This window comes from Salinimicrobium sp. TH3 (assembly GCF_026676115.1).
Taxonomy (GTDB): domain Bacteria; phylum Bacteroidota; class Bacteroidia; order Flavobacteriales; family Flavobacteriaceae; genus Salinimicrobium.
Map to the genome: position 1 here is coordinate 171,342 of NZ_JAPONB010000005.1, position 23,043 is coordinate 194,384.

At 40.2% G+C, this 23,043-nt stretch carries 18 protein-coding genes and 1 tRNA gene; 8 read left to right on the forward strand and 11 right to left on the reverse strand.

The features are described 5' to 3' along the window. Window positions 1–56: 56 nt before the first annotated feature. Window positions 57–1,067 (reverse strand): 3-oxoacyl-ACP synthase III family protein, encoded by a 1,011-nt coding sequence (locus tag OU683_RS09805; protein ID WP_268137699.1) that lies wholly within the window; start codon window positions 1,065–1,067, stop codon window positions 57–59. Window positions 1,068–1,193: 126 nt separating this feature from the next. On the opposite strand from OU683_RS09805, the gene OU683_RS09810 reads away from it, so the two are divergent. Then, entirely contained in the window at window positions 1,194–3,659 is a 2,466-nt protein-coding gene (locus OU683_RS09810) for a S9 family peptidase (RefSeq protein WP_268137701.1), read from the forward strand. Window positions 3,660–3,724: 65 nt separating this feature from the next. On the opposite strand, the gene OU683_RS09815 is transcribed toward OU683_RS09810, so the two are convergent. From OU683_RS09815 to OU683_RS09825, 3 genes are all read right to left on the reverse strand, one after another. Beyond that, window positions 3,725–4,249 carry an EF-hand domain-containing protein gene (locus OU683_RS09815; RefSeq protein ID WP_268137704.1) on the reverse strand — a complete coding sequence of 175 codons (525 nt, stop codon included), beginning with the start codon at window positions 4,247–4,249 and terminating at the stop codon, window positions 3,725–3,727. Between the two features lie 181 nt (window positions 4,250–4,430). Next, window positions 4,431–5,738 carry an ABC1 kinase family protein gene (locus OU683_RS09820; protein ID WP_268137706.1) on the reverse strand — a complete coding sequence of 436 codons (1,308 nt, stop codon included), beginning with the start codon at window positions 5,736–5,738 and terminating at the stop codon, window positions 4,431–4,433. 82 nt (window positions 5,739–5,820) lie between these two features. Continuing rightward, window positions 5,821–6,492, reverse strand: coding sequence for a TetR/AcrR family transcriptional regulator (locus OU683_RS09825; RefSeq protein ID WP_268137708.1), 672 nt, complete (start codon window positions 6,490–6,492; stop codon window positions 5,821–5,823). 221 nt (window positions 6,493–6,713) lie between these two features. Here OU683_RS09825 and htpG point away from each other — a divergent pair, with 221 nt between their 5' ends. After that, entirely contained in the window at window positions 6,714–8,600 is a 1,887-nt protein-coding gene (gene htpG, locus OU683_RS09830) for a molecular chaperone HtpG (protein ID WP_268137710.1), read from the forward strand. A gap of 148 nt (window positions 8,601–8,748) precedes the next feature. Here htpG and OU683_RS09835 read toward each other — a convergent pair whose 3' ends face one another. Together OU683_RS09835 and OU683_RS09840 are read right to left on the reverse strand one after the other, a co-directional pair. Next, complete coding sequence (locus OU683_RS09835; RefSeq protein WP_268137712.1) at window positions 8,749–10,956, reverse strand: tetratricopeptide repeat-containing hybrid sensor histidine kinase/response regulator; 2,208 nt, start codon at window positions 10,954–10,956, stop codon at window positions 8,749–8,751. A 187-nt stretch (window positions 10,957–11,143) separates the two neighbouring features. Continuing rightward, a complete protein-coding gene (locus tag OU683_RS09840) occupies window positions 11,144–11,923 on the reverse strand; it encodes a S1/P1 nuclease (protein WP_268137714.1) in 780 nt (259 codons plus the stop codon). Between the two features lie 336 nt (window positions 11,924–12,259). Between OU683_RS09840 and OU683_RS09845 the strand changes: the two genes are divergently transcribed. The 4 genes from OU683_RS09845 to mqo all read left to right on the forward strand — a co-directional run bounded on the left by OU683_RS09845 (window position 12,260) and on the right by mqo (window position 16,826). Next, the gene (locus OU683_RS09845) at window positions 12,260–13,078 is read left to right on the forward strand and encodes a Cof-type HAD-IIB family hydrolase (protein WP_268137716.1); all 819 of its coding nucleotides are present in this window, start codon (window positions 12,260–12,262) and stop codon (window positions 13,076–13,078) included. Window positions 13,079–13,133: 55 nt separating this feature from the next. After that, window positions 13,134–14,405: a DUF819 family protein gene (locus tag OU683_RS09850; RefSeq protein WP_268137718.1), complete on the forward strand. Its 1,272-nt coding sequence runs from the start codon at window positions 13,134–13,136 to the stop codon at window positions 14,403–14,405. Window positions 14,406–14,452: 47 nt separating this feature from the next. Next, window positions 14,453–15,184 (forward strand): DUF4369 domain-containing protein, encoded by a 732-nt coding sequence (locus OU683_RS09855; protein WP_268137720.1) that lies wholly within the window; start codon window positions 14,453–14,455, stop codon window positions 15,182–15,184. A 136-nt stretch (window positions 15,185–15,320) separates the two neighbouring features. Further along, window positions 15,321–16,826, forward strand: coding sequence for a malate dehydrogenase (quinone) (gene mqo, locus OU683_RS09860; RefSeq protein ID WP_268137722.1), 1,506 nt, complete (start codon window positions 15,321–15,323; stop codon window positions 16,824–16,826). Between the two features lie 324 nt (window positions 16,827–17,150). Here mqo and OU683_RS09865 read toward each other — a convergent pair. The 4 genes from OU683_RS09865 to idi all read right to left on the reverse strand — a co-directional run bounded on the left by OU683_RS09865 (window position 17,151) and on the right by idi (window position 18,499). Beyond that, a tRNA-Thr gene (locus OU683_RS09865) sits at window positions 17,151–17,224 on the reverse strand. 13 nt (window positions 17,225–17,237) lie between these two features. Next, on the reverse strand, window positions 17,238–17,504 hold the full coding sequence (locus OU683_RS09870; protein WP_268137724.1) for a hypothetical protein: 267 nt from the start codon (window positions 17,502–17,504) through the stop codon (window positions 17,238–17,240). A gap of 69 nt (window positions 17,505–17,573) precedes the next feature. Then, window positions 17,574–17,984, reverse strand: coding sequence for a 6-pyruvoyl trahydropterin synthase family protein (locus OU683_RS09875; RefSeq protein ID WP_268137726.1), 411 nt, complete (start codon window positions 17,982–17,984; stop codon window positions 17,574–17,576). Further along, on the reverse strand, window positions 17,984–18,499 hold the full coding sequence (gene idi, locus OU683_RS09880) for an isopentenyl-diphosphate Delta-isomerase (RefSeq protein WP_268137728.1): 516 nt from the start codon (window positions 18,497–18,499) through the stop codon (window positions 17,984–17,986). The genes OU683_RS09875 and idi overlap by 1 nt, the downstream gene beginning before the upstream one ends. A gap of 139 nt (window positions 18,500–18,638) precedes the next feature. Here idi and OU683_RS09885 point away from each other — a divergent pair, with 139 nt between their 5' ends. Continuing rightward, the gene (locus OU683_RS09885) at window positions 18,639–20,225 is read left to right on the forward strand and encodes a peptide chain release factor 3 (RefSeq protein WP_268137730.1); all 1,587 of its coding nucleotides are present in this window, start codon (window positions 18,639–18,641) and stop codon (window positions 20,223–20,225) included. 136 nt (window positions 20,226–20,361) lie between these two features. Here OU683_RS09885 and OU683_RS09890 read toward each other — a convergent pair whose 3' ends face one another. After that, a complete protein-coding gene (locus tag OU683_RS09890) occupies window positions 20,362–20,910 on the reverse strand; it encodes an OsmC family protein (RefSeq protein WP_268137732.1) in 549 nt (182 codons plus the stop codon). Window positions 20,911–21,084: 174 nt separating this feature from the next. On the opposite strand from OU683_RS09890, the gene OU683_RS09895 reads away from it, so the two are divergent. Continuing rightward, window positions 21,085–23,025 carry a sigma 54-interacting transcriptional regulator gene (locus tag OU683_RS09895; protein WP_268137734.1) on the forward strand — a complete coding sequence of 647 codons (1,941 nt, stop codon included), beginning with the start codon at window positions 21,085–21,087 and terminating at the stop codon, window positions 23,023–23,025. Window positions 23,026–23,043 lie beyond the last annotated feature (18 nt).

Genomic DNA, 23,043 nt, shown 5'->3' on the forward strand with positions numbered 1-23,043 from the left:
TTAAAGAGATATCTTAAAGTCTTGGTTCTTGACTCTTGAGTCTTGACTCCTCTTAATTACCACTTTATAACTGCACTGGCCCAGGTGAAACCACTACCAAAAGCAGCTAATACAACAGTATCTCCCTCTTTAATCTTTCCTTCTTCCCATGCTTCGGTCAAAGCAATAGGAATAGAGGCAGCTGTCGTATTCCCATACCGCTGAATGTTGTTATAAACCTGATCATCACCAAGGCTAAACTTCTGCTGAATAAACTGCGAAATCCTCAAATTCGCCTGGTGCGGAATAAGCATATCAATATCCTTAACCTCCAGGCCATTCGCATCCAGTCCTTCTTTGATAACCTCAGAAAAACGGACTACAGCGTTTTTAAAAACAAACTGCCCGTTCATATATGGATAGTAGATGATATCATCTCCCTGTGGATTCTCCTCAATGATCTCGGGAACCCAATGCATGGTGCTTGGACCTCTAAGAGATAATTCCAGCGCATGTTTCCCTTCAGAATGTAAGTGAGTGGAAAGAATTCCCTGCCCGTTGTGATCGCTACGGGTAATAACCGCTGCTCCTGCCCCATCTCCAAAGATCACTGAAACAGCCCGACCGCGGGAGGTAAAGTCCAAACCTCCACTGTGGTTTTCACTACCTATAAGCAGCACATTTTTGTACATGCCGGTCTTGATATATTGATCTGCTACAGAAAGGCCGTAGATGAATCCGCTACACTGGTTTCTCACATCCAATGCAGGGCAGGTATCAATGTCCAGCATTTCCTGAATTTGCACACCTCCTCCCGGAAAATAATAGTCGGGGCTTAGTGTAGCAAAAACAATGAGATCAATGTCATCTTTTGAAATATTTGCGCGTTCAATGGCTATTTTGGCGGCTTTGGCTCCCATCACGGCAGTAGAATTCCCATCTCCTTTCTTGATGTGGCGCCTTTCTTTAATTCCTGTTCTCTCCTGGATCCATTCATCATTGGTATCCATAATCCTGGAAAGATCATCATTAGTCACCACATTTTCGGGCACGTAAAATCCCAGACCCGCTATCTTTGATTGATACATTTAGTAATTTTTAGGCTCTGATAAATTATTTCTTTTAAATTTAAGCAATTAATAAAAAGTTGCGCCGCAATATAAGAAAGATTAACATTTTCTCAGTGCAGTGCTCACTAATCTAATTTTATAACCATGAAAAAAGCCTTTTTAAGCTTGCTCTCCTTTCTTTGCTTCACAGGAGCCACTTTTGGTCAGGAAAATCTTACTTATCAAAAACCACCACAGGAGATCCTGGAACTCGTTGATGTTCCGCTTGCTCCTTCCACATTGATCGATAGCGATGCCAAAAAGATCGTCTTCCTTTACCGCGACCAGTTCAAATCTATAGCCGAATTGAGTGAGGAAGAAATGCGTCTTGGAGGTCTAAGGATCAATCCTGTTACAAACATTAGCAGCCGTGCAACCTACTTTAATAATATTGAAGTAAAGAAAATGGAGGCAGATCAACCTACGCAGGTCAAGGGACTTCCTGAAAACCCACGTCTTACTAACTTCAGCTGGTCGCCAGATGAGTCAAAAATGGCATTTACCCATACCACTTCAGAAGGAGTGGAACTTTGGGTAGCCGATCTTGAGGCTGCAACTGCCAAAAGACTTACCGGTCCCACCCTTAATGCCAACATGAGAGATGTGCTAAACTGGTACAGGGACAATTCGGCTATTTTGGTGAAGATGCTTCCCGAAGACCGTAAAAAATTGATCAATCCTGAAACTTCTGTACCTACCGGCCCAACAGTTTCAGTAAGTGATGGAAAAGAAGCTCAAAACAGGACTTATCAGGACCTGCTAAAAAATCCCACAGATGAATTCAACTTCGAACAATTAGCCCGTGCCGAACTGGTGAAGGTGAATCTCGAAGGAAAGACTACAAAATGGCTGGATCCTAAAATGTACGATGACATTTCTTTTTCTCCCGATGGAAATTATGTGATGGTAAGCCACATCAAAAAACCATTTTCTTACCTGGTACCTTATTACCGTTTTCCTTCAGAAACTAACATCTACACCAAAGATGGAAAACTGGTCAACCAGGTGAACCAGGTGCCTCTTACAGAAGATCTTCCGAAGGGTTTTATGGCAGAAAGAGAGGGCCGAAGAAACCTTAGCTGGAGAAATGATTCACCATCCACTCTTGTTTATGTGGAAGCACTTGATGGTGGTGACCCCGAAAGAGAAGCTGAATACCGGGATGAAGTTTTCCTTTTACAAGCTCCTTTTAAGGGGGAAGGAAAATCCATTCTTAAAACCAAAGACCGTTTTAGCGGAATTATCTGGGGAGATGAAAATACTGCAATAGCAAATGACTATTGGTGGAACAATCGTAACACCCGCACCTATGTCTTTGATCCATCCAACCCGGGGCAGGATCCTAAGGTACTTTTTAATCGTAACTACCAGGATCGCTACAGTGATCCCGGAAGCTTTGTGAGAGTAAAAAATAAATTCGGGCAACAGGTGCTAAAAATAGAAAATGAGAACACTTTCCTTCTGGGAGACGGGTTTACTCCCGAAGGCCAATACCCATTCGTGGATCGTCTTGACCTTGAGACCGGCGAAACAACAAGGCTTTACCAGTCCAGCTATAATGACCGGAAAGAGACTTTGGTGGAAGCCATAGACATGGAAGAAGGAGAGATCCTGGTAAGAATTGAAGCTTCTACCGAATATCCTAACTACTTTATACGTGATATAGATAATGAAGAGGATCTAACCAGGGTTACTTCTTTTGAAAATCCTTTTAAAAGTCTTGAAGAGGTAAGCAAAGAAGTGATTACCTACAAAAGAGAAGACGGGCTTGACCTCAACGCTACTTTGTATTTACCTGCCGGATATGATAAAGAAAATCCTGAAGAACTTCCAATGATCGTATGGGCATATCCAAGAGAATTTAAAGACAAGGCTTCTGCCGGACAAAATACTTCTAACGCAAATGATTTTACCTTCCCTTATTACGGTTCTCCTGTTTATTGGGTAAACCGCGGATATGTGGTTCTGGATGACGCTTCTTTTCCTATAGTAGGGGAAGGAGAGGATGAACCAAATGACAGCTTTAGAAAACAACTTGTTGCTAATGGAAAAGCAGCTATTGATGCCGTGGACGAAATGGGTTATATCGACAGGGACAGAGTTGCTGTAGGGGGGCATAGCTATGGCGCCTTTATGACAGCTAACCTTCTCTCCCACTCCAATCTCTTTGCCGCCGGAATTGCCCGAAGCGGTGCTTATAACCGGACGCTCACCCCATTTGGGTTCCAGAGCGAAGAGAGAAATTACTGGGAAGCACCGGAAGTTTATTACAATATGTCTCCTTTTATGCATGCCGATAAAATGAAGACCCCGCTACTACTTATCCATGGAGAAGCCGATAATAACTCAGGAACTTACCCCATGCAGAGTGAACGCTATTTCAATGCCTTAAAAGGTCTTGGTGCAACTGCCAGACTGGTTATGTTGCCAAAAGAAAGTCATGGGTACAGTGCAAAAGAATCTGTATTGCACGTACTTTGGGAGCAGGATCAATGGCTTGAGAAGTATGTAAAGAACAGGGAACAAACAGAAGCTAATATTGAGAAGACCACGCCTGAGCTTCAGAATTAGGAAAGTCTGAAAATTGAAAAAGCCCGCAACTTGCGGGCTTTTATCATTTTAGGCTGCTTTGCATCCTACCAATTTTCAAATGCATCATAATCGTTGAATTCTTCTTCATCAACAAAATTGTCATCATTTACATCCCAGTCATCAAATGTACTAATGTTCCACTCATCATTATCAATAAGGCCATCTTCATTTGAATCATACCTGTCAAACCAGGTATTATTGTTCATACCTTCATCCCATTCATCGGTGTCTAACATACCGTCCCTGTTGGTATCAAACAAGTCGTAATCTTCTTCTCCAAAGGATTCACCCATTCCGGTATCCATTCCTGTGTTCCATTCATTTTCATCTATAAAATTGTCGCGATTACGATCAATATTATCATAGGCTCTTTCTGAAAATTCAATGTCATCTATATTTCCATCTCTGTTGGTATCCCAGTTATCATAACCGGCATTATTTCTTTCACTAAATTCGGTCCGGTCGAGCCTTCCATCAGTATCGATATCATAAGTGTCAAAATCCTGAGCATAAACTGCAGTTCCAAAGATCATGCAGACTGCCATAAATATTCCTTTAAAAGTTTTCATAATCATATTTTAAGTTCAACTTCATTTAATTCTACAATCTTCAATGTAACATCTAACCACGCTGATCTAAAGCACTTTAATATTTTTAACAGGCTTCGAGAAGAATTTAGAGTTATAATAACAGGAATAAAAAAACCGGAACAAATTTGTCCCGGTTGGAAATAAAATAAGATCCTAAAAATCAGGAATACTGCTTAAAGTTATTGATCTTAACTGTTGCTCCCAGATCATGCAGTAAATTGTATAGCCCGAAGAAAGTCCGGTTGATATAAAGAAAATGCTTGCTTCCGCGGTTACCATTCATTTTCCTCAACTCCTGATCCTTGCTGTACTTCTCACTAAGTGTTGTAACCGAAGTCCAGAAGCCTTCATCTGAAAAGTCAAATTCCTCCCCCTGGAAAGGAGCAGTAAATAAACTAAGCATCTGGTAGAACAATTCCGAGAAGAAGGCAATTTCCTTTGGACTATCCTCTTTCCTCAGTATTTCCAGTTCAAACAGTTTTGCATTAAAAACTTCTGGATCATTGATCTTGTCCTTATCGGCAAGCTCAAAGTATGGATCGTAAAAATCTTGCGGCACCTGCTTAATGCAACCGAAATCTATGGCTATTAAATTGTCATTCTCATCTATTAAGAAATTCCCGGGATGTGGATCGGCATGTACCGATCTTAGAACATTCATTTGATACATATAAAAATCCCAAAGCGCCTGTCCCAATTTATTTGCCTTTTTTTTATCCTTATTCTGCTTTGCAAAATCGCTTAAATGAAGACCATTCATCCAGTCCATGGTAATGATCTTTTCACTTGACAATTCCGGATAATATTTGGGAAATTTTAGATTAGGGATATGGTTACATTTTTCTGAGATCTCAATGCTTTGCTGCACTTCGAGCACATAATCTGTCTCTTCCAGCAGCTTTCCTTCCACCTCCTTAAAATATCTCTCGGAATCTTTTCCCTGCAAATTGAACATCTTAATGGCAATGGGTTTTACCATGGCAAGATCTGAACTTATACTATCGGCCACTCCCGGATACTGGATCTTAACCGCAAGTTCTTTCCCATCTTTAGTCGCTCGGTGCACCTGACCTATACTGGCAGCATTTACAGAATCCAGTGAAAAAGTATCAAAAAGTTCATCGGGATATTGCCCGTGATATTTTTTAAAGGTCTTCCTCACCAAAGGAGCAGAGAGCGGTGGCACGCTGAATTGCGCAAGACTAAACTTTTCAACATACGCATTGGGGAGCAGGCTTTTTTCCATAGAAAGCATCTGCGCCACCTTGAGTGCGCTTCCTTTTAAACTCTTTAGCCCATTGTAAATATCTTCTGCATTACTTTCGTCAAGTTGATCCCGGGAAAGATCGCTGTTTATTGCCTTTTTTGAGTAGTATTTGAGGTAATTACCTCCTACCCTGATCCCGGTTTGTACCATTTTACCGGTACGACTTATCTTTCCCGTAGGAATTTTATCTATTGTTTTCATATTGTTTTAAAATAAAAGCCCGGGGCCGAAATAGTAGGGGTAAAACGACCGCAGGCATAAAAGGGTACTGTTGAAAACCTGATTAGGCCATTTTTTCCTTCCAAAGGAATTTTCCCAGGTCAAGCACCCTCTCTAAAGGGCTATTTTCAAACAGATCAAAAACAGTGTTGACAGATTTTTCTATAGCCACGTCTGTACTTTCAAATTGTGGCGAATTGTCATCCATCCAAAACTTAAGAAGAAACATTAACTGTACCCAGGCAGCTTCAGAAAATATAGTTTCCGATCTTTTTAGTAGTTTTCCTTGTTTTTCCTGGTTGCTCTCGCGAATAAGTTCTGCAGTATAGTGTTTCACCTCACGACGAAGACCCTTCAACTGCCTTGCATTCTTCAGCATTGGTTCCTCTTTTCGAAGTGTGAAAAGTACATAGCTGCGGTTTGCAGTTAACATTTCAAAAAAGGTATAGTAAAGTGTGAGCATTTTCTCCCGATTGTCGAAAGAAGCATATTCTTTGCTGCTCTGCATTACTTCCAGGGTATGTTCAAAAAATCGTTTCCAGATTCCCATTTTAAGCCCCTCAAAACTTCCGAAGAAATCATAGAACTCCGTTTCAGTAATCCTATGCTGCTTGCAAAACTTGTATACCGTTCCCGGCTCTTCTCCGTTTTCCAGCACATCATTCATATACATTTCTATAAGACGATCCTGAGTTAAAACCTCATCCTGCTCTTGTATTTTCTTTGCTTTTGCCATTGTGTGTTAATTAATTAAGTCAAATTTACAACTTATGTTTAAATTTATAGGTTAAAATTTAAACAATATCGTGTTAATTAAATTCGCTTTCAGGGTAAGACTTTTAGCGTAGTCGTAAAAGAAGCTGCAAAATTACTTTCGCTGTCAGTTTGTCAGCGATGTTTAGTTGGTACTTTTTTTGACTTCTCTGTGGGAACGTAAAATTTAATAAACTAAAATATATGGCAACCGGAAACATTAATGTATCTGTTGAAAACATTTTTCCCTTAATTAAAAAGTTTTTATACAGTGATCACGAGATCTTTTTACGAGAATTGATCTCTAACGCCACAGATGCTACATTAAAGCTGAAGCACCTCGCTACCATTGGAGAGACTACGGTAGAATATGGCAATCCTGTCATCGAAGTGAAGATCGACAAGGAAAAGAAACAGCTTATTATAAGCGACCAGGGAATTGGAATGACGAAGGAAGAGGTTGAAAAATACATCAACCAGGTAGCATTTTCGGGTGCTGAAGAATTTCTTGAAAAGTATAAAGATTCAGCCAAAGACAGCGGAATCATAGGTCACTTCGGGCTTGGATTCTATTCAGCTTTTATGGTGGCTAACAAGGTAGAGATCCTCACCAAATCCATCAAAGATGAGCCTGCAGCTCACTGGATCTGTGAAGGTACTACAGAATTCACACTTGAAGAAGCCGATAAAAAAAGTCACGGTACAGACATTATTCTTCATATCAATGAAGATGACAAAGAGTTCCTTGAAGAGAACAGGATTGAAGAGCTACTTGTGAAATACAACAAGTTTATGCCTATCCCAATTAAATTTGGAACTCGTGAAGAAACTTTGGAGCTTCCTGAAGATGCTCCCGAAGATGCCAAGCCAGAGACTAAAACGGTAGATAATATTGTCAATAATACCAACCCGGCCTGGACCAAGCAACCTACAGATCTTGAAGACAAGGATTATAAGGATTTCTACAGGGAACTTTACCCTATGCAGTTCGAAGAACCTTTGTTTCATATTCACCTAAACGTGGATTATCCTTTTAATCTTACAGGAATTCTCTATTTCCCAAAGATGTCTCAGGATATGAACATCCAGAAAGATAAGATTCAGCTGTACCAAAACCAGGTTTTTGTGACCGACAACGTGGAAGGTATAGTTCCTGAATTCCTTACCATGCTACGTGGAGTAATAGACTCACCCGATATCCCGCTGAACGTGTCCCGTTCCTACCTGCAGGCCGATGGAGCTGTGAAAAAGATTTCCAGCTATATCACCCGTAAGGTAGCAGATAAACTGAAATCTCTTTTCAATAATAACCGTGAAGATTTTGAGAAAAAGTGGAATGACATCAAGATCGTTATCGAATACGGAATGCTTTCTGAAGATAAATTCTTTGAAAAAGCAAAAGACTTTGCTCTTTACCCAACAGTAGACGACAAATATTTCACTTTTGAAGAGTTTATTGAAAAGATCAAGGACAACCAGACCGACAAGGATGGCAACAGGGTAATTCTTTACGCTTCCAACCAGGATGAGCAGCACAGTTACATAGAAGCAGCCAAAGAAAAAGGTTATGAAGTTTTACTATTGGATTCTCCAATTGTATCTCACCTGCTTCAAAAACTGGAATCGGGAGAGGAAAAAGTTTCTTTTGCCCGTGTAGATGCAGATCATGTTGACAACCTAATTAAGAAGGACGAAGAGAAGATCTCCAAATTAAGTGAAGAGGAAAAAGAAAAGCTCAAAGCAGATTTTGAGAAAGTAGTACCAAAAGAGAAGTATACTGTACAACTTGAGGCTATGGATAGCAATGCGGCTCCTCTTATTATCACTCAGCCGGAATTCATGCGCCGCATGAAGGAAATGCAGCAAACCGGTGGCGGCGGAATGTTTGGAATGGGTAAAATGCCCGAGATGTATAATTTGGTGGTGAATACCAACCATCCATTGGTTACTGAAATCCTTAATACAAAAACAGAAAAGAAACAGGAACGATTAATTAAACAATCCCTTGACCTGGCGAGACTGTCACAGAACCTTCTAAAAGGGGAAGAATTGACATCATTTATTAAGCGAAGCTTTGAGATGATTAAATAAGGTCTTGTAATTTATAAAAGAAAAACCGCCTCTCTGCTTATATGGGAGGCGGTTTTTTTATTTAACATTAAGAGGTTTTGTTCTTTTGAACTACCAAAGATTTCCAGATATAATTTAATGAAGGTTTTTTGGATCGTTTCCCTGCCCTCTATTCCGCCTCAGGAACAACCGGCGTATTTAGATTCCTAAAGATCGTATTAAAAAAAGTGGGGATATCATATGGTTTTATTATGATGTCATTCATCCCGGAATCAAGGATCTCATCCCGCATTTCCTGTACCTCTACTGCTGTCAAGGCGATCACAGGAACATCGGGATTAAATTCCCGAATCTTTTGGGTGGTTTCCATTCCGCTTAGACCTGGCATGTTGACGTCCATCAATACCACCCCAAAATCTTCCTTTTTAAGCATTTCAATCGCCTCATAACCGTCCCCGGCTACCTTACATTTAAAATGACGTTTTTCAAGAACTCTTCTGGTTACTACCTGGTTGATCCTGTTATCATCTACGATTAGGGCTTTTTTCAACACACTCTCTTCGGAAACATCCTCATCCCCAGATCGAGCAACAGTTTCTTCAGTTTCTCCTTTTTCAAACAAAATTTCAAAACTAAATATTGATCCTTCGCCTTCCTTACTTTCCAGGTGAATTTCTGACCCAAACAACTTAAGCAGGTTCCTTACAATAGGTAGACCTAAACCTGTACCCTGATAATTATAATTGTTTGCCTTTAACTGGGAAAACTCTTCAAATATCTCCTGTTGTTTATTTTCAGGGATTCCCGTTCCGGTATCCCCCACTTCAAAATAAATAAGACATTTCCCGTTCTCACAATGAATAAATCTGGCGTTGATCCAAACCTTACCACGTTCGGTGAATTTCACTGCATTCCCGACAAGGTTCATGATGATTTGAGAAAGACGTACGGAGTCTCCAATAAGGATTCGTGGGATATTGTCATCAATGTTTAATTCAACCGTGTTATTATTTTGATGCCTTGTAAATTCAAAGGATTTTACGATACCTTTCATAAGACCCTTAAGGTTGAAAGGAGTATTCTCCAGTGAAACTAACCTGGATTCCATTTTGTTCATTTGAAGAACATCGTTAATTAAAGCGAGCAGGTAATCGGCAGAAAACTTCAAGGATTTAAGGTCCTCTTCCATTTTTTTGTTTTGATTATCTTCCAGTAACAAAGATGTTAAACCCACCACCCCGTAGAGCGGAGTTCTTAATTCGTGGCTTACCGTAGAAAAAAAGCGGCTTTTTAAACTTGATAATCGCTCAGCCTCCTCTTTTGCGGCCAGTAATTCACTATTCTTACCCTTTAACTCGAGAATTAGTTGTCTTCTTGCACGATTATTTCTCACAAGAAGTAAAATAAACAGGAGCATTACAATCGAGGAAATGAGCATGATATAAAAAATCTGCTCAGATTTTTCTATCGCCTCATCTTTATACTGCTGCTCTCTTCTTGCTCTTTCCAGGTTCTCCCTGTATTGATTGGTTTCGAAACGAGCCTGGGCAACTTCCATTTGCTCCAGTTTTTCCTTTTCGTATAATTCGGCGTCGTATTCAATATACTTTTCAAGAGCCTTGTAAGCTTCTTCGAATTCCTTGTTTTTGAACAAAACTTTGGCATAACCATCGTAGGCAGTCACAGCTTCGTAGTAAAGAGAATCTTTTTCGGCAATTGCTATGGACTCTTCATAATAGTCCTTAGATCTTTCAAAATTGTCTTTCCCGGAATAATAGTCCCCAAAGAGGGAAGCGATTTGACTTTGGATGTAAGGATCCTTTACATTCCCAATAAGTCTTTCAACTTCCACCAGGTATGGATAGGCTTTATCATATTCTTTCATGTAAAGATGGGTCCATCCTTTGTTCATGAGAGGTGTTGCCCTGCTATCGGGATCATCCAGGTGGGATGCAGCTTTTATGGCTTTGTCATAATACCTAAAACCCTCCTCTACGGTTGCCTTGTTGGAAGTATACATATTCCCAAGGTTATTATATGCCCACCAGAGAAGTGTATCGTTTTTTACGATTTTGGCATACTTTAAAGCTTTTTCGTAATTATTTTTAGCTCTTATCGTATCGTACAACTCATCATAAGTTATACCCAGGTTATTGTGACCGTGGTAAAGATTGTAATAATCTTTTTCCTTTTCTGCCAGCTCTATTAAACGCAGGGAGTAGTCAATGGCTTTGCTGTACTCATAATCATTCATAGCCTCAGTAGACAAATCCAGAAGATCACGAATACTATCACAAGCATTATCTTCTTCAGATTGGGAAAAAGAAAAGCCTGAAATCAGTAAAGCAAGAAAAAGAGAAGCGTAATTTGCATTCAATTCTGCAACATGTTAAGTTCGATAATAGGGCAATGCAAATTATTTATTTTTAGCATCTTATCCAACAAAATTTTAAAATTATATTAAAATCCTTAATCTTTTGTTAAAGTATTCACCCCAACAACATCTTACAAAAAAAAGAACCCGAATTTCTTAAATTCGGGTTCTTTTATATTATAGAAAGATCTTACTTATAAATTTCATTAAGAATACTGGCTAACCTTAGACCTCCCTTCTGGATTTGGTCATGAACCACAGGAAACCATTCATACATATATTTATAACCTAATTTTTCGCCTGTTTCAGCCGAATTATAAACTTTGTTGGCAAGTTTTTTAGACTCGTACATCCAGTCCAGGATCGATCCCTTCTGAATATTACGTATTTGTTCTTTAGAGAGCTCATCGGTATTGTAAGCAAGTTCTGTGTAGCTCATGTCAAAATCATTGATCATTTCACTGTCCCATACTCTGTGAAGGTTTGAGCCATCTCCAAACCATCTAACCTGTATATCATTACCCCCTTTGTCTTCTCCTCTCCCGGCGTGTAATGGCTGGTGTAGGTCTCCCACAAAATGCACGAGCATTTTCAAGGCAAATTCTTTATCTTCTTTAGAGGCATTTTTATCTTTTAATACCTTAATAGAAGAATTAATAGCATGGATCAGGTCCCCACCGGGATTGGCTTTTTCCTTAGAGTATTCAGTCTCTCCCGGTTCAAGATTCACATAATGCCAGGAGTTGTATTTTCTATAGGCTGGATCACTTTTAATATCATCACCAAAAGTAGATACAAAAGCCAAATTCATCCCGTCAAGAAGTTCTCTAACCTTTGCTTTTGCTTTTTTGGATAAATGCTGTTCTGCCACTTCTCCTGTAGCTCTGTGGCCCGTCCTGCCCCAGTCATTTTCAGAAGCAAATGTGAAGGTAGAAATAAACAAAGCCGCAGCAAGTAAATAAATTTTCATGTGTTATTATTTTTTGGTCCGTAAAGATAGAAAAAGGTGGACATTTTTAAGTGAATTTCAAAAATCCTGCCTAATTTTCCCTTTTTTGAAAGGTTGTAAAGACTAACAGGAAATATTATTTTTAAAAAGACGAATTTGAGCCGGTGAAAATTTCCTAGAATGAAGTGTTAAAAGCCGAAAGTTCCGGATTATGCGGGGTCATCCTCGAAAACATGATCCAAATCCTTCACAAAATTGAAGGTAAAAACCTTGAAAATTTAAAATCCTATAATTAAATCCACCGGTCTCTACACCTTCAATTGATCCAGGGATATCTGGATTTATAAAAAACTTAAAATGACCTATAAGATTATCTTTACCGATATTGACGGCACCCTGCTCAACAAGGACCGACAACTCTCGCCGCTTACGCTGAAGGTTTTTGAGCAACTCAGGGAAAGAATTCCGGTAGTCCTTATTTCTTCCCGAATGCCACAGGCTATGAAGCACCTTCAGGAAGAATTGGATATTACTCATCACCCACTTATCTGCTACAATGGAGCTTTAATAAATATTGATGGGAAAACAGAGGGATCAAAGGAAATTCCGTGGACAATAATTAAAGATCTGCACGATTTTAATCTTGAACTGGATTGTCATATCAGCCTTTATAATAACACCGACTGGTATGTTCCCAAAATGGATCAATGGGCGAAAAGGGAGGAAAACAATACTAAAGTTACTCCCCAGATCAAATCGACTAATGCTGTTTTAGAGGACTGGAAGAATTCAGAAAAAGGAGCTCATAAGATCATGTGCATGGGGGAAACAGATAAAATAAATGCTATTGAAAATCACCTTTTTAAAAGGTTTAAGGATCAACTACATTTGTATCGGTCCAAGGACACTTACCTGGAAATCACCAATAAAGATGTATCAAAGCTTACGGCTGTAAAATTTTTACTGGATAAACATTTTAATTTCTCTCTAAAAGAAACTATTGCTTTTGGCGACAATTACAACGATTTTGAAATGCTAAAAGCAGCAGGAATGGGAATTGCGGTTGGGAATGCGCGCCCGGAAATTCTTGCAATTGCCAAACAGGTAACCCATCACAATACCGAAGACGGAGTGGCAAAAAGCTTACAACAATTATTTAACCTCTCTCAGTTTTAATAAATTTTTAAGACACTTCTAAAAGTCGTATTTTGCCGGCCTTTAAAGAAAAATTATGGACAATCCCCCTATTTTTACTAATGACGCCATAGTCCTTGGACTATTAATGCTGGCGTTAGGATTCGTATTCTTCACCTCTTCTAAAGAAGAAGGTTTTTGGTATAAATTTTATAAAGTAGTACCGGCGCTGTTGATGTGTTATCTCATCCCGGCGATTCTTAACTCCCTCAACATAATATCTGACGAGACTTCCAATTTGTACTTTGTTGCAAGTCGTTATCTGCTCCCGGCTTCCCTGGTGTTGATGACACTAAGTATTGATCTCAAGGCAATATTTAACCTGGGACCAAAAGCTCTTATCATGTTCTTTACAGGAACTATAGGTATTATTATTGGCGGCCCGATTGCTATTCTTATTATTTCTGCTTTCTCGCCCGAGACTGTTGGAGGTGTAGGCCCAGATGCTGTATGGCGGGGACTATCGACCCTCGCAGGAAGCTGGATTGGTGGCGGAGCAAACCAGGCCGCCATGCTGGAGATCTTTGAATACAACCCCGATCTTTACGGCGGAATGGTTCTCGTAGACATTGTGGTAGCCAATCTATGGATGGCAATCCTGCTCATGGGAATTGGTAAAAGCGACCGAATTGACGAATGGCTTCGTGCCGACAATTCGGCTATTGTTAGTCTAAGAAAAAAAGTAACCGCCTATGCCGACAGTGTGACCCGCAATCCCTCTCTTCCTGATCTTATGATCATGCTGGCCCTCGCCTTTGGAGCAGTTGGTTTTGCCCACTGGAGTGCCGATGGAATTTCTGAATATCTATCTTCTAATTTTGCAGCTTTTCGGGATAATAAATCGGCATTATCATCCTTTGCCTCTTCCTTTTTCTGGATGATATCTATCGCCACTGCGGTGGGTATAATCCTGTCATTCACCCGGGCCAAGGAATATGAAGGCGCAGGAGCGAGTAAACTGGGGAGCGTATTTATTTATTTTCTTGTAGCCACAATAGGTATGAAAATGGATCTTACGATGGTCTTTGACAATCCGGGGCTTATTGGAATAGGCCTGGTTTGGATGAGTATTCACGCCGGCTTATTGATCCTTGTTGCAAAACTAATTAAAGCGCCTTACTTTTTTCTCGCAGTTGGAAGCCAGGCAAACGTTGGAGGTGCAGCCTCTGCTCCTGTAGTTGCAGCTGCCTTTCACCCTTCTCTTGCTACTGTGGGTGTGCTTTTAGCAGTTTTTGGATATGTAGTAGGAACATACGGCGCTATCCTGAGTACAATTTTAATGCAACTGGCTGCCGGGGGCCAAGGTTAAAAAGGAAATTTTTAGCATATTTGCGCGCATTTTACCAAAAGAAAAAAATGAAAAAAATAGGATTATTATTACTCGCCCTTGCTATGTTGGCGGCCTGCTCGTCTGAAGAAAAAAATCTCAAGATCCAGGGGAAAGTTCAGGGATTAAAAAAAGGAACCCTTTACCTTCAAAAGGTGGAGGACACCAGCCTGGTTACTATTGATTCTGTAGTAATGAAGGGAAACGAGACCTTTGCTTTTGAAACCTTCATAGAAAGTCCGCAGGTATTATATCTTTATCTAAACAAGAAAGACAATAATATTTACGACGACCGCATCCTGTTTTTTGCCGAGCCCGGTGAAATGACCATCAACACTACTCTCAAGAAATTTGAAGATGATGTGGTCGTGGAGGGTTCCGAAAATCAAAAAAAGCTATTGGAGTACCAAAAAATGGTAAACCGTTTTAATACCCGAAATCTTGAACTCATCCAACAGAGTGTAAAGGCACGGCAGGAGGATAACCTGGCTTCTTTAGATTCAGCAAATGTGGAATATGACAGGCTCTTGAGAAGAAGGTATCTTTTTACCGTGAATTTCGCTATCAATAATAAGGATCTTGAAATAGCCCCTTATCTGGCCATGTCTGAAGTGTTTGACGCTAATATTAAATATCTTGACACCATATACTCTTCCCTTAGTCCCAAAGTAAAGGAGTCCCGGTATGGAAAGAATCTTAAAGAATTCCTGAAGGAACGCCGGGAAAATGAAAAAGTGCAGGAAGAAGCTAATTCCCAATAACCAGCCTGTCAAAAACTTGTAATTACCCATCCCGCCAACCGGCGGGATTTTTTTTGTCTCTGTTTTTGGAAAGGTTTAATACTTCCTTAGTAAAGCTTATTTCCTGAAATCTTTATTTTGAGAAAAAGCAATAAAAATGAACAAACCTGGAGAGATTAATCGAGAATATGATTTCATATGTGTAGGTGGAGGTGTAATGAGTGCAACTTTAGCTATAATGCTAAAGATCCTTGATCCCGATCTCAACGTTATAATTTTTGAAAAACTGGATGAGGTTGCACTGGAAAGCTCGGCTGCCAAAAACAATGCAGGTACTGGTCATTCGGCTTTTTGTGAATTGAATTACACCCCGCGCACCGGGGACGGAAGTATAGATATTAGTAAAGCCATTAGAATTTTTGAAGAGTTCGAAACCTCTAAACAATTCTGGTCTTTCCTTGTACAGGCGGGAATACTTGATGAACCTGAAGCCTTTATTAATAGCATTCCACACCACGCCTGGGTTCCCGGAGAAAAAAATGTGGAATTTTTAAGAGACAGGTTTAAAGCCATGCAGTCGCATTTCATGTTTGAGACCATGGAATACACTGAAGATCATGAGACCATGAGATCCTGGTTTCCTCTTATCATGAAGGAAAGGTCAAAGGATGAGAAACTGGCAGCAACAAGAATGGAGCTGGGAACCGGTGTTAATTTTGGAGCCCTTACCCGTAAACTTTTTGGCGTACTTAAAGAAAAATTTAATGTTCCTGTCCTCACAGAACATCAAGTACTGGATATAGATCCCGGAAGAAAAGATCAATGGCTGGCAGAGGTTAAGAATCTTAAAACCGGGGACCGAACCTATTTTGATGCACAAAACGTCTTTATAGGTGCCGGTGGAGGCGCACTTCCTCTCCTTCAAAAAGTAGAAATTGATGCGAAGGATGGCTATGGTGGTTTTCCTATCAGCGGGCAATGGCTATTTTGTAAAAACGAAGATTTAATAAAACAACACACCGGAAAAGTCTACAGCAAAGCAGAAGTAGGTTCGCCCCCAATGTCTGTTCCCCACCTGGACACCCGGTACATCAATGGAAAAAAAGAGTTGATGTTTGGGCCTTTCGCAGGTTTCAGCACCAAATTTCTTAAACAGGGATCAAAAACAGATCTAGTCAAATCTCTAAACCTGAGTAACCTTCCATCGATGTGGGGAGTTTTCTGGCACAATTTGGACCTCACAAAATACCTTATTGAGCAGGTAAGCATGGGGCATGAAGACAGGATCGAGGAACTGCGCGTCTTTTTAAAGGATGCCAAACCCGAAGACTGGGAACTGCAGGTAGCAGGACAGCGGGTGCAGATAATTAAAAGAGATGAAGAGGAAGGTGGAACTTTAGAATTCGGAACAGATGTTCTGCACAGTAAAGACGGTGCCATTACCGCATTACTTGGAGCATCCCCCGGAGCATCGGTCTCAGTTAAAATTATGCTGGAAGTGCTGGGCCTGGTCTTTCCTGAAAAGATGGAGACCGAAAAATGGCAAAAAAAGTTAACTGAAATGATACCATTTTGGAATCGGGATATAAAGGATCATAAAGAGGAATTTCAGAAAGTACAGGCTGAAGCTTCTAAATCCCTAAAACTGGATGTGCTTCATTAGATAGGAGATTTGAGACTTGAGACTTAAATGTCTTGACTCTTAAGTGTGAAAATTTGAATTTTAAAAAGATTTCCTTTTACAAAACATTTTTGGTCGATTGAGGGACTTCTTTGGACTAGAAGAAAAGACTACCTCCTATTAGATCAGGTCTCCCGTACCGCACTTAAATAAATAAAAAAGCTTCCACAAAGGAAGCTTTTTTATTTAGAGCCAATCGAGGGACCCCGTTCGACAAGCGCTATAAGAGGCGTGCCCGGCACAGGCTCCTCGTCCCTCAGAATGAGGCATAAAAAAACCTCTCAAAATGAGAGGTTTTAAATTAAGAGCCGATGGAGGGACTCGAACCCACGACCTGCTGATTACAAATCAGCTGCTCTAGCCAGCTGAGCTACATCGGCAATTGCTTTATTATTATAAAGCGTTTATTTTTTCTACAAGGTTTTTGGCTTTTGCCTCAAACTCTTTTTCTATTCCTTTAAAATGTTGCTTTTTGTTCTCAACATTTTTCTGGTTCATCTTTCCAATCAACTCGTCAAAATATGAAATCGCCTCATCAACAACTTTTTCAGATTTGGCAGGATCTTCATCGGGATGGGTTATCTGATGCAGGTAAGCAGCCTCTATGATGTCTCCAAAGACATAATTCATATCCCTTTTTAATGTTCTTCTATTGGCCATCTTTCGCGTAATTTTTCAGGTGCGAATTTACACTATTTCTCAATTCAAAAAACAGTTTTGTGAAAAAAATTATTCTCCTTTGTAGGTAACAAAGTTTCGTGGGGTTTCATACAAGGTTACTTCCAAATCAAGATGCGGCTCAAGTTCTGCTCTTAATTTACGCCATATCACTACAGAAATATTCTCGGCAGTAGGGTTTAGATCTTTAAATTCAGGCACTTCTACATTGAGGTTTTTATGATCAAAAGGAACTTCTATTTTATTATAGATTAACTCCTTAAGATCCTTAAGATCCATCACAAATCCTGTTTGCTCATCAATTTCTCCTGTGACTGCAACAATTAATTCATAGTTGTGGCCGTGATAATGAGGATTACTGCATTTTCCAAAAACCTGGCGGTTTTTCTCCTCATCCCAGTCTTTTCTATGCAATCTATGTGCTGCATTGAAATGTGCCCGTCGGTTTACCGTTACTTTCATTACTGGATGTGCTTGTAATATTTATCAAAAATGATCTTGAACCAGGCAGTATAGATCTCTGGATTTTCTTTCATATCCTTTTTAAGCTCATCAAGACTTACCCATTTATAATCATTTGCCTCATCTGGGTTAAGATTGGGTTCACCATTGTAATACCCTACAAGAATATGGTCGAATTCATGTTCGGTAAGACCATTGTCAAAGGGGGCTTTATAAATGAAAGAAATAGTGTCCTTTAATTCAGTAGAGAATCCCATTTCTTCCTGCAGGCGACGCTTACCTGCCTCAATATTGGTTTCTCCTTCCCGCTGGTGACTGCAACAGGTGTTGGTCCACAGCCCGGGGGAATGATACTTGCCCAGTGCGCGCTGCTGGATCATGAGCTCGTTCTTATCATTAAATACAAAGACTGAAAAGGCCCTATGCAGCAATGCTTTTTCATGAGCTTCCATTTTTGCCATAAGGCCAATTTGCTCATCATTTTCATTAACCAGGATGACTTGTTCTTCTTTCATTGTAAAAATTGAGCTTCAAATGTACAAAATCGATCGGGAAAACCTCTTTTTAAGGCTCCAGAAAAGCCGGAAAAGGAGAGTCTCTTCTTAGTACGAAATTCACGATCAAATAATTATCTTTGCAGCCTTAAATACAAGTATGAAGTTTTCAGAAGAGATCAAGAGAAGAAGGACTTTTGGGATCATTTCCCACCCCGATGCCGGGAAAACTACCCTAACCGAAAAACTGCTGCTTTTTGGAGGCGCAATCCAGGAAGCCGGGGCTGTAAAATCCAACAAGATCAAAAAAGGCGCGACCAGTGACTTTATGGAGATAGAGCGCCAACGGGGAATTTCGGTTGCTACTTCTGTACTTGCTTTTGAATACAAAAAGAATAAGATCAATATTCTGGATACCCCGGGACACAAGGATTTCGCCGAAGATACTTTTCGAACCCTTACTGCTGTTGACAGTGTGATCGTAGTAATTGATGTTGCAAAAGGGGTTGAGGAACAAACCGAAAAACTTGTAGAGGTTTGTCGCATGCGCAATATTCCAATGATCGTTTTTATAAACAAACTTGACCGGGAAGGAAAAGATGCTTTTGAACTCCTTGATGAGATCGAACAAAAACTTAACCTTACCGTTACTCCGTTAAGCTTCCCTATCGGGATGGGTTACGATTTCAAAGGGATCTACAATATTTGGGAACAAAACGTAAATCTTTTTACAGGAGACCCAAGAAAAGATATCGAGGAGACTGTAGAGATCTCTAATCTCGAATCCAAGGAGCTGGACGATCTTATAGGGAAAAAGGCTGCCGATACTTTAAGAGAGGAGCTCGAACTGGTACACGGGGTATATCCCGATTTTGACAAGGAGGCTTATTTGGCAGGAAACCTGCAACCGGTATTTTTTGGTTCTGCCCTAAACAATTTTGGAGTAAGGGAATTGCTGGATTGTTTTATTACTATCGCACCTCCTCCCCGTCCAAAAGACAGTGACATTCGAAAAGTTAATCCTTCCGAAGATAATTTCACCGGCTTTGTTTTTAAGATTCATGCCAACATGGATCCCAAGCACAGGGACCGACTTGCCTTTATCAAGATTGTTTCGGGAAAATTTGAAAGGAACAAACCTTACCTGCACGTAAGGCACAATAAAAAGCTGAAATTCTCCAGTCCTAATGCCTTTTTTGCTGAAAGAAAGGAGATCGTGGACGTTTCCTATCCCGGAGATATTGTGGGGCTTCACGATACCGGGAATTTTAAAATTGGAGATACGCTTACTGAAGGAGAAGAATTGCGATACAAAGGTATCCCGAGCTTCTCTCCTGAACATTTCCGTTATATCAATAATGCCGATCCAATGAAGTCCAAACAGCTGGAAAAAGGGATCGACCAGCTTATGGATGAAGGGGTGGCCCAGTTATTTACCTTGGAATTGAACGGCCGAAAAGTGATTGGAACGGTTGGGGCACTACAGTTTGAAGTAATACAATACCGACTGGAACACGAATACGGCGCCAAATGCACCTATGAAAACCTGAACGTCCACAAGGCATGTTGGGTGGAACCCAAGGATCCAAAAAGCGAGGAATTCAAAGATTTTAAAAGAGTAAAGTCCAAGTTTCTCGCCATTGATAAACGGGGCCAACTGGTATTTCTTGCCGATTCTGCTTTTTCACTACAAATGGCACAGCAAAAATATCCCAACGTGAAGTTCCACTTCACTTCGGAATTTTAAGAAAACCTATTCAATTAAAAGCCTTCCAAAAAAGTCATTTTTGGAAGGCTTTTCTAAGTTTAGAATCTCCTAAGAAATTCACCCCGCCCTGAAAGGAATCCCCTTGGCCTCTGTAGTATCCTGCCGGTAAAGATTCTTAAGCCAATCCAACATCCACAGGTACGCCATGTGAAACTACATCGAAAACGGGCGAATTCTTTGCGTATGATATTAGCTCCATTCTTTGTTCCTCGGTAAGATTTCCTTTAATATCAAATTTTACCCTTATATCTTGATATCCATTTCTAACTTTATCATTTAGACCTAAAAATCCCTGCACATCCAGATCACCTTCAAGATGAGATTCAACGCTTTCTACTTCCATACCCCTGGCAGCGGCGTGTAAAACCATTGTTGTGGTCATACAACCAGCCAAAGCATGTAGGATGAATTCCACAGGATTTGCTCCTTCGTTGCTTCCTAAAAGAATAGGTGGTTCACCGTTATCAAAAACGAATGCTTCCTGTCTTGAATTATCTTCCTGCCCGGCTCCATAGAATGATTGGATCCTACTCCGGTTGTGTCCGCCGGTCACCCATTTATTGTCTGCCCTAAATTGAAATTTAGCTAATTCGGGTTGTTCCTTTAATAAATTCACGGTTGCTGTAATGTCTTCAGATTTGAATCCATTTACCTGTTTTTTCATTGTTTCCATTTTACTTTTGTTTTAGTTAATGTACCTACCATAAGTCACAACCTGTACCAAACAACCCAAATGTTTATTTTACAGGTGTTTACAATATTTTTAACATCCTTACATCACCCGAATCTTCGTAAATTTGTGAAAGTTCGTTAGCGAATTTCCGTAAAATTCATAGCGATGAAAGAAAGGGAAGCTCAATCTTCAAAGCTGTTTGCCCTCAAGCAAATCCTGGAAGGAACAGCCGAGTATACCGGGGAGGAATTCTTTATGTATCTGGTAAAAATTCTTTCAGAAGTCCTCCATGTAAAGGGAGTCTGGATTACCCAATTTCTTAAAGAGAAAAATATGCTGGACTCCCTGGCATTTTATCTTGATGGTAAATTTGTAAAGGAATACTGTTACCCTGTTGAAAATACCCCCTGTGAGCCGGTCCTGGAAACTAATGATATTTGCCACTTCTCAAATAACCTCATAAATTTATTTCCCAGGGATCCCGACCTGGCGGAGCTAAATGCGGTAAGCTATCTGGGGATTGCCCTTAGGGATATGGACGGCCAGGTATTAGGTCATCTTGCAGCACTGGACTCCAAACCCATGAAGGAGGTACCGGAATTCTTTGCCGTATTTAAAATTTTTGCTGGTCGCGCTGCAGCAGAGTTGAGAAGGATCAAAAAAGAACAGGAGCTAAAAGAAAGCAATCATAAACTCGACCGCATTCTGAACGGTACTTCTGAAGCTATTCTGGAACTGGATAGTGATTTGAACATCACGCAAGCGAATACCGCTGCAGAAAAAGAATTTGGTTATTCTAGAGTTAATTTCTATAATCTTTCGGTTCAGAAAATTGTGGATTCGGAGGCTTTCAAGAAGATCCTCAGTGCAATTTCCAAGTTGAAATTAGAGGAGAAAGCCTTTTGCACCACCCGTATTCAAGGAAAGATAAGATGTATTTCTGCCTCAAAAAAGACATTTTCTTCAAAGGTTTCCATGTCCTGTTACAGATTTCAGCAAAAACACTTTTATTCTCTGTTCATAAGAAATGTTGAAGAAAAGGAGAAGGCAGAAGAAAAAATAAGAGAGCTCCATATTGAAACCCACCTTCTCCGGAACAAATTGAAAGAAAACTTTAATAGTAATATTATTGGAAAAAGTCCGCAGATATTATCGGTTCTCGATCTTATTTCCAAAGTGGCGAAAACAGATTCCACTGTTCTAATCACCGGAGAAACAGGCACCGGAAAGGAATTGGTTGCTGAAGCTATTTTCAAGAACAGCAAAAGAAATCATAACTCTTTTGTAAGCTTGAATTGCGCTGCACTACCTGCAGAAATTATTGAAAGTGAACTCTTCGGCCATGTGAAGGGAGCCTTCACTGGCGCAAACAGTTCGAGAGAAGGCCGCTTTTCCCTGGCCGATAAAGGCACCATTTTTCTGGATGAAATTGGGGAATTACCCTTACAATTACAGTCAAAATTACTAAGGGTCCTACAGGAAGGAGAATTTGAACCGGTCGGAAGTTCCAGAACAAAGAAAGTGGATGTAAGAATAATTGCCGCAACCCATCGTGATCTTTTTGAGGAAATGACCAAAGGAAATTTTCGCGAAGATCTTTATTACCGGCTCAATGTATTTCCCATCCCGGTAGCACCTCTAAGGGACCGGGGTGAGGATATCATTTTATTGGCAAATGCCTTTATTGAAAGACTGGCTAAACAATCTGCTACAAACCTGGAACCCTTGAGCGAAACCTCAAAACAGCAATTACTTTCCCATCATTGGCCGGGCAATGTTAGAGAACTCCAAAATATAATAGAAAGAGCTGTAATAATTTCTGAAGATGGAAGGCTTGACTTTTCCCAGATCCTTTCTGGTAATGAAATCGAGAAGAAAACAGTATTTAAGAGGGAACATAATCGTGTTCTTACCGATAAGGAAATGGCAGCACTTGAAAAAAGGAACCTTCTTCTGGCCCTTCATCTTACCGGGTGGAGAATATCGGGTAAGAAAGGTGCAGCTAAGCTACTCCAGATTCCTCCTTCTACCTTGTCCTCGCGTCTTGCTAAATTCGGTATAAAAAAAGCTGGAAATACGAGCGGATTGGAGTTCACCGATTTCTAAAATGTCTGTACCTTAATT

Coding starts and splice junctions, on each gene's coding strand:
- OU683_RS09850 (WP_268137718.1), top strand. CDS start 13,134: ATGGACAATCCCCCTATTTTTACTAATGACGCCATAGTCCTTGGACTA.
- htpG (WP_268137710.1), top strand. CDS start 6,714: ATGGCAACCGGAAACATTAATGTATCTGTTGAAAACATTTTTCCCTTA.
- OU683_RS09810 (WP_268137701.1), top strand. CDS start 1,194: ATGAAAAAAGCCTTTTTAAGCTTGCTCTCCTTTCTTTGCTTCACAGGA.
- OU683_RS09855 (WP_268137720.1), top strand. CDS start 14,453: ATGAAAAAAATAGGATTATTATTACTCGCCCTTGCTATGTTGGCGGCC.
- OU683_RS09845 (WP_268137716.1), top strand. CDS start 12,260: ATGACCTATAAGATTATCTTTACCGATATTGACGGCACCCTGCTCAAC.
- OU683_RS09890 (WP_268137732.1), bottom strand. CDS start 20,910: ATGAAAAAACAGGTAAATGGATTCAAATCTGAAGACATTACAGCAACC.
- OU683_RS09875 (WP_268137726.1), bottom strand. CDS start 17,984: ATGAAAGTAACGGTAAACCGACGGGCACATTTCAATGCAGCACATAGA.
- idi (WP_268137728.1), bottom strand. CDS start 18,499: ATGAAAGAAGAACAAGTCATCCTGGTTAATGAAAATGATGAGCAAATT.
- OU683_RS09885 (WP_268137730.1), top strand. CDS start 18,639: ATGAAGTTTTCAGAAGAGATCAAGAGAAGAAGGACTTTTGGGATCATT.
- OU683_RS09825 (WP_268137708.1), bottom strand. CDS start 6,492: ATGGCAAAAGCAAAGAAAATACAAGAGCAGGATGAGGTTTTAACTCAG.
- OU683_RS09820 (WP_268137706.1), bottom strand. CDS start 5,738: ATGAAAACAATAGATAAAATTCCTACGGGAAAGATAAGTCGTACCGGT.
- OU683_RS09840 (WP_268137714.1), bottom strand. CDS start 11,923: ATGAAAATTTATTTACTTGCTGCGGCTTTGTTTATTTCTACCTTCACA.
- OU683_RS09805 (WP_268137699.1), bottom strand. CDS start 1,067: ATGTATCAATCAAAGATAGCGGGTCTGGGATTTTACGTGCCCGAAAAT.
- OU683_RS09815 (WP_268137704.1), bottom strand. CDS start 4,249: ATGAAAACTTTTAAAGGAATATTTATGGCAGTCTGCATGATCTTTGGA.
- mqo (WP_268137722.1), top strand. CDS start 15,321: ATGAACAAACCTGGAGAGATTAATCGAGAATATGATTTCATATGTGTA.
- OU683_RS09895 (WP_268137734.1), top strand. CDS start 21,085: ATGAAAGAAAGGGAAGCTCAATCTTCAAAGCTGTTTGCCCTCAAGCAA.
- OU683_RS09870 (WP_268137724.1), bottom strand. CDS start 17,504: ATGGCCAATAGAAGAACATTAAAAAGGGATATGAATTATGTCTTTGGA.